Annotated in this window: 5 protein-coding genes; all 5 read right to left on the bottom strand. The window is 36.4% G+C overall.

Annotated features, from left to right (window positions below; translation table 11 throughout):
- Positions 1–198, bottom strand: a 198-nt coding sequence (locus PX481_RS12390; protein ID WP_288094664.1) for a hypothetical protein, incomplete at its 3' end; no start/stop codon positions are given.
- Between the two features lie 12 nt (positions 199–210).
- Positions 211–2,376, bottom strand: coding sequence for an O-linked N-acetylglucosamine transferase, SPINDLY family protein (locus PX481_RS12385; protein WP_288094663.1), 2,166 nt, complete (start codon positions 2,374–2,376; stop codon positions 211–213).
- A 12-nt stretch (positions 2,377–2,388) separates the two neighbouring features.
- Positions 2,389–4,548 (bottom strand): O-linked N-acetylglucosamine transferase, SPINDLY family protein, encoded by a 2,160-nt coding sequence (locus tag PX481_RS12380; RefSeq protein WP_288094662.1) that lies wholly within the window; start codon positions 4,546–4,548, stop codon positions 2,389–2,391.
- Between the two features lie 17 nt (positions 4,549–4,565).
- Positions 4,566–6,716 carry an O-linked N-acetylglucosamine transferase, SPINDLY family protein gene (locus tag PX481_RS12375; RefSeq protein ID WP_079206880.1) on the bottom strand — a complete coding sequence of 717 codons (2,151 nt, stop codon included), beginning with the start codon at positions 6,714–6,716 and terminating at the stop codon, positions 4,566–4,568.
- A gap of 255 nt (positions 6,717–6,971) precedes the next feature.
- Positions 6,972–7,282 (bottom strand): c-type cytochrome (locus PX481_RS12370; protein ID WP_288094661.1); only part of this gene is annotated, 311 nt, incomplete at its 5' end.

Below are 7,282 nucleotides of genomic sequence, written 5' to 3'. Positions count from 1 at the left end.
TTCGGCTGCTTGACTCAACACCAGTAACCAAGTAGCTTGTGCGTCTTCTTCTCTATCTTGTAAAAGATAGGCTAATCCTAGATAAAAATAATCCTCAATTACAGGAGAATTGTTTTCAATTAATTGTTCATAAAACTGCAATACCAGTTGATATTTGTTGTCGTTTAAGTGTGTTTGTATGTCGTGAAGCCATTGCATAGTTTTTACCCGCTAAGATTGACAATAAATATTCCACATTTGCCGATAAGCAGTTTCTAAATCTCTGGTAAATTGTTTGGCATTCCAGAGGGGAGATGTATGACGAGATTGACGTAATTGATAACGAATTTCTTCCCTTAAATTTTCATCTAATCCTAACTTAATTCCCCACTGCACATATTCCTCATCACTCCAAGCTATACCCTGACTAATGCCGGCATTTTTCATAAAAGTATAGCTATTGCGGGCTGCAAATTGTTCACCAACCCTAGTGACTAAAGGAATCCCCATCCAGAGGGTTTCTAGGGTTGTGGTAGCACCACTATAGGGATAGGTATCGAGAACTATATCAGCAATTACTAGATTAGCGCGATGGGTTTCCTCATTGAAATCATTGGGCAAAAATCTTAATCTATCTTGACTAATTCCCAATTCGTCGGCACTTTTGAGAAATAATTCTCGAATGGTTTCTTTGTCGGCAAAACCTTTGATTAAAAGATAGCTATTAGGAACCTGTTGGAGAATCTGCAATTGCAGAAAAATCATGTTTAAGGTGCGTTTTAATCCCGATTGCACGGTCAGATAAATAATAGCATCATCGGGAATATTTAAATCAGTTCTTCTCCTAGTGGGAACACCCACTTCAAAACCATCCACGGATAAATAAGAGTTAGGAAGTCGGATGATTTTTTCTGAATAAATTTCTTCAGCATTTTCGGGTAAAACGTAGTTATCGGCAATAAAATAATCAATAGCAGGGATTCCCGACGCATCTAATCCTAACCAGGTTACTTGTATCGGTGCTGGTTTTAAAGCCATTACTAGATAAGTTGTATTATTGGTTAAGCTATCAATATCCACTAAAATATCTAATTTGTCTTGACGAATTTGGGCAGTTATTTGTTCAATTTTTGCTGGCAAGTTATAGCTATAATCTGAGTTATTTTTAAACCATTTTTCAGTAATTTCGTCTGCTGCTTGGTTGACAAAATAGGTGTAAATTTCAAATTTATCTCGATTATGATAGTGAAATAACCAGCGACTTAACCAACCCACAGAATGACGACGGAGAGTATGGGCAATATAACCAATTTTTATTTTTCTTGCTGGAGATTTTGGAGAAGAAACAGGAGCAATGTAGTTGTAGCGGGTTCTTACATCTGCTTGAAAAATTTCTGCTAGTTTACTTTGTAAATAGCGATTAATTTTCGGATTATCTTGATAGTAGGGAAGACAGATAGTAACTCCTAAAATAGAGTCGATAATAAAGGGACGTGCATTAAATTGTTTGGCATTAATTTGTCCCTCGATTAGTTGTATTAATTCATCGATAAATTTAGGTAAATTTCCCCAGTCTCCCTTAGCTTGTAAAATACCAATCACTAGAGAAATTCCCAAGAGCTTTTCAGTAGTTGTCTGGCAATTTTTATAAAAATTTTCGGCAATTTCTAGAGATTTTTTATAGTCAACAGTGGTGGTTTTATAAAGATTAAACAAACTATTTTGTAAGTATAAATCCTCTGGTAGAAAGCGCAAACAAAGTTCTACTAAATTAATGGCAAATACACTTTGTTTTTGTTGATAAGCATAATTGACAATTGCTGAGATAACCTTGGCCGCAATTATTTCTGGATTATTGATATGTAAGGCTGCTAATTCTAAAAAGTGGATGGTATCAGTACAGGGGTAGATTAAAACTTTTTCCGTCACTCGCAGCAGTAAATCAAGATTAATTGCTGCTGTAGCTGTATTCTCTAACAGTTCAAATACACACCAATCATTGCACTTTTCCATAGCAAAATTTTGGAATTGTATTTCTAATTCCATCAGATGCAGGAGATTATTTAAAAAACTAGGATTAAGGTTTTGTAGATGCAATCGAATTAGATAGCTTGTCTCTAGTCTTTGGGAATTTTCTTGTCTGGTTGCCTCTGCATCTAAGATTTGAGTTAAAGTTTCTATCCACCCCGATAATTCTGATTCGGCTGCTTGACTCAACACCAGTAACCAAGTAGCTTGTGCGTCTTCTTCTCTATCTTGTAAAAGATAGGCTAATCCTAGATAAAAATAATCCTCAATGACCGAAGAATTGTTTTCAGTTAATTGTTCATAAAACTGCACCACCAGTTGATAATTGTTGTCGTTTAAATGGGTTTGTATGTCTTGATGCCATTGCATAGTTTTTATCCGCTAAGATTGACAATAAATATTCCACATTTGTTGATAAGCAGTTTCTAAGTCTCTAGTAAATTGTTTGGCATTCCAGAGGGGAGATGTATGACGAGACTTTCGGAGTTTCCAACGGACTTCTTCTCTTAAATTTCTATCCAATCCTAACTTAATTCCCCACTGCACATATTCCTCATCACTCCAAGCTATACCCTCAGTTATTCCCGCATTCATCATTAAAGTATAACCGTTGCGTGATGACCATTGTTGCCCCACCTTAACCACCAGAGGAATTCCCATCCAGAGGGTTTCTAAGGTGGTTGTACCACCATTAAAGGGATAGGTGTCCAAAACCACATCAGCGATGGCTAAATTTGCCCTGTAGGTTTCCGTCTGATAGAGAGGAAGCATCTTAATTCGATTAGTTTCTACCCCAACTTCTGCGGCAATTTGACAGAATAAATCCCAGAGGGAATTATCATCAGCAACTCCTTGAATCAGGAAATAACTATTAGGTACGGATTTGAGGATTTGCATTTGTAAGCGAATCATCGCCGGATTACGCTTAATTGCCGTTTGAGAGCTTAGGTAAATAACCGCATCGTTATTAATACCTAAATCTTCTCTTCGCAGGGTAGGAACGGCTATTTCAAAACCATCCACAGCGACAAAAGCATCAGGTAAACGCCAGATTTTTTCCTGATAATATTCTTGGGCATTTTCTGGTAGTACATAAGGATCCGCTAAAAGATAATCTACTGCGGGTAAACCGGAACCATCAAAACCTAACCAGTTAACTTGAATAGGAGCAGGTTTTAAGGCAATAACTTGGACAACCATTGGTCCAGTACCACTATCTAAATCCACAAGAATATCGATGTTATCTTCTTTAATTTTGCGATAGGTTGCTAAGGAATCAGCAGTAGCATGATAGATTTTATCTGCGGGATTAGAAAACCATTGTTTAGTTATTTCATCCACAGGTTGACTCACCATATAAAGGTGAATATCAAACTGCTCACGATTGTGATAATTAATAGTCCAACGACTCAAAAATCCTACAGGATGACGTTTTAAGTTTTGGGCAATGTAACCAATTTTCAGTTTTTTATTGGGATTATCTTCTCTAGGTTTTTCAAAACTTTCCTGTTTAAAACCCAGCATTCCTTTGTAGGTTTCTTGGAAAAAACTGCCAATCTGACTTAAAAGCGGTCGATTCTCTTTCGGGTTATCTTCATAGTAAGAAATCGGATTCATAACTGTTAGTAAGGCTTCCCGAACTAAGGGATGTATGTCTTGGGGTTTTTCTTCTAAAAATTTTTTAATTAAGTGTTTATACTCTTGACAAATACTAGGAATGTCATTCCATTTTGAGGCTCGTAAAGAACCATTAAAGAGAAGAGATTGACTAAACATTTTTAAATCAATTGTTTGGCTTTTATCTTTAAATTCTTTGATAAACTTTATCGCTTTTTGGTAGTTAGGGACAGAGACATAAAACCAAAATAAATTAGCTACTAAGTACAAATTTTCGGGATAAAGGGGAAGAAAAGCTTCCGCTAAGTCAACGGAATAAATAGGTTGATATTTCTCAAAAGCAAAGTGTCGGGTGACAGTGATGACGTGATTAAGTAATTCTAGAGAATTGTCAAGATAGGGTAAACTTAACCGAACTAATTCTATGGTATATTCATGAGCATAAGGTATGACGGCAATTACTACCCGTTCCAATAATTGAGAGTTAACTGAACCCTGAGTAATTAATTCTAGTATTTGCCATTCTTGCAGTTGTTGAGGATGAAATCTATTTAATTTAATTTCAACGAGAGTTAAATGCAGTAGATTATCGAGATAACTGGGATTAATTTCCTGTAGATGTTTACGAATTAACCAACTAATTTCTAGATTTTCTAACTCTAATTGTCGGTTAGCTTCGGCAGCTAAAATATTGCTTAATTCTAGCAGCCATGACTCGGTTTCCTGTTCCTCTCCTTGAGTGAAAACCAATAACCAAGTAGCTTGTGCTTCTTCTTCTTTTGCCTGCAAAAGATAGGCTAATCCTAAATACCAATAATGACTAATTTCTAGGGGTTCTTTTTCTATCAGTTCTTCGTAAAACTGACTAACAATATCGTATTGATTGTTTTCTAAAGCGGTTTTAACTTCATTGTGCCAAGACATAATTTAATTCTCCCTAATTAACTTTCACAATAGATTTGCCACATTTGACGATAGGCGCTTTCCACATTTTTAGTAAACTGACGTGCATTCCAAAGCGGGGAAGTTTGTCTAGATTCATCTAATTTAGCGATAACTTTGCGTCTCAGGTTTTCATCCTTACCTAACTTAATCCCCCAGTCGATATACTCTTCATCACTCCAAGCTATACCCTCACTAATTCCCGCATTAACCATTAAAGTATAACTATTTCTCGATGACCATTGTTGACCAACTTTTGTAACTAAAGGAATCCCCATCCACAGCACATCTAAAGTCGTCATTCCTCCCGTAAAAGGATAGGTATCTAAAACCACATCAGCTATTCTTAAATTTGCTCGATAAATTCCTGTGGGATAGAGGGGGAAGATTTTTAATCTCTCATAATTAATTCCTTCTTCCTCGGCAACTTTGAAAAATAATTTTTCTACTGATTTAGCATCACTTAACCCTTGAATACTCAAATAACTATTAGGAACTGCCTTTAAAATTTGTAGCTGAAGTCGAATAGTTTCAGGGTTACGTTTAACCCCCGTTTGTGCGGTTAAGTAATTAATTGCATCCTCTGGAATCCCTAAATCATCCCTTCGGAGAGAAGGGGAAGCAACCTCGACACCATCCACACAAATATAGGAATTAGGTAAGCGCCAAATTTTTTCTCGGTAATATTCCTGTGCATCTGCTGGTAAAACGTAATTATCAGCAAGATAGTAATCAATTGCAGGAATTCCTGACGCATCAAAACCTAACCAAGTCACTTGTATTGGTGCGGGTTTTAGTGCCATGACTTGACAAGTTGCTTCATTAGTGATGCCGTCTAAATCTACCAAAATATCAATATTATCCTGACTAATTTTTTCAGCAATCAGTAGAGGCTTAATCGGTAAATTATAGCAAGCATTTACCCGATTTTTAAAATCATTTTCAGTAATAAAATCTTCTTTTTGAGATACTAGGTATAAAGAGACATGAAACTGGTTATAGTCATGATACTTCATTAACCATCTAGAGATTAATCCTATAGAATGATTACCTAAAGTATTGGCAATATAGCCAATTTTAAGAACTTTATTGGCATCTTTAATAGTCGATTTTTGCAGAGAATGACGGTTATAATTATTGCGAACATATTCCTGAAAAAGTTGACCAACACAATTATTAATGTAACGGTTTTTTCTTGGGTTATCTTCTAGGTAAACTAGAGGGGATACAATTGATAGGCATGGTCCATCCAATAATCTTGGACATTCTCGATTAGTGATACTTTTTTGCAAGGATTCTGCATATTCTTCAATATCTGCCTTAATATCGACCCAATTACCACTAAATAATTTGACATAAAGAGCAATAAAATCAGCTACAGCTTGAGAAGGCAACCCTTGACAACTTGTTTTTAATTGATTAGCTACTTGGATAGCATCGGCAAAATCTCGATTATCAAAATAACATTGATAAAGTTCAGCTAACAGATAAATTTGCTCTGGTTCCACTGCTAAACAAGCATTAATAATATCAATAGCCAATGGTTTATTATTCATGGTTAGAGAAGTTACTTTAGCTTCTACTACTTTGATGAAAGTTTGTCGCTGACAGTTAGATTGAAATATTGCCTCTAAGTAAGGGACAGTTTCTGGTATCTGATAATCGAGAAATTTTTCTAAAACTTCTGCTAATAAACTTAACTCGATACTCTGGCAATCATTTGTTTTTAACACATCGACAAATAACCAAGTTTTTAACTGCTCTTTTTCAAAATAATTCAAATTAATTGCTAATAAAATAAACCGCAGTAAATTATCAACATTATCGGGACTAATCTCGCGAATATGTCCTCGAATTAACCAACTGGTTTCTAAATTGCCTAACTCTAATTGTCTTCGCGCTTCCCCATCCAAAATATTGACTAAATCTGCTGTCCACGCAGTCATTTCCCCTTCATCCCCTTGACTGAGGACGAATAACCAAGTAGTTTGTGCTTCTTCTTCCCTAGCTTCTAAAAGATAGGCTAATCCTAAATACCAATAATGACTAATTTCTAGGGGTTCTCTTTCTATCAGTTCTTCGTAAAACTGGCTAACTTGCCAGAAATCCCCTTGGATAATTGCCGGTTCAACTTGGGAATGCCAAGACATAAGTATTTATCGTTAAGTGTCTCTACTAGCGTACCCAAATAGAAGCAAAATTTTTCTATATAAGTAAAATTTATCAGTCGCTCAGGGGTTGGGTTTTGGGGTGGTCACTGCGTGCGCGTTGCGGGGGGTGTTAGGGTGTTAGGGTTTTGGGGTTTTAGGGTTTTAGGGTTTTAGGGTTTTAGGGTTTTAGTTGAAATTCCCCATTCCCCCATTCCCCACTTCCCCACTTCCCCACACCCCACACCCTCTTTCAAGTCAGTTTTTTGAAATATTTTCTAAATAAACCAATAAATCGGCCATAGCTTGAGTATCGGGCTTAAATTTGGGCATTGGCGGGGTTTTACCGCTAATTACCTGTTCAATCAGACTAATTCTCGATTTGCGATGGGAAACGTCCTCTAAACTCGGTCCGACGATGCCATCAGCAAACTGACCGTGACAAGCAGCACAGTTAATTTGAAAGATTTCGTAACCGCGACTGACATTACCTTGTAGGGATAACACCTCTTTAATGTAGGGATCCGACATCTTAGCCAGATGAAAGGTGATTAAATAGGTGCTAATCA

The organism is Microcystis sp. M53603_WE2 (assembly GCF_030065435.1).
Note: the sequence above shows the minus strand (reverse complement) of the source record. Positions and strands in the feature narration are given on the sequence as shown.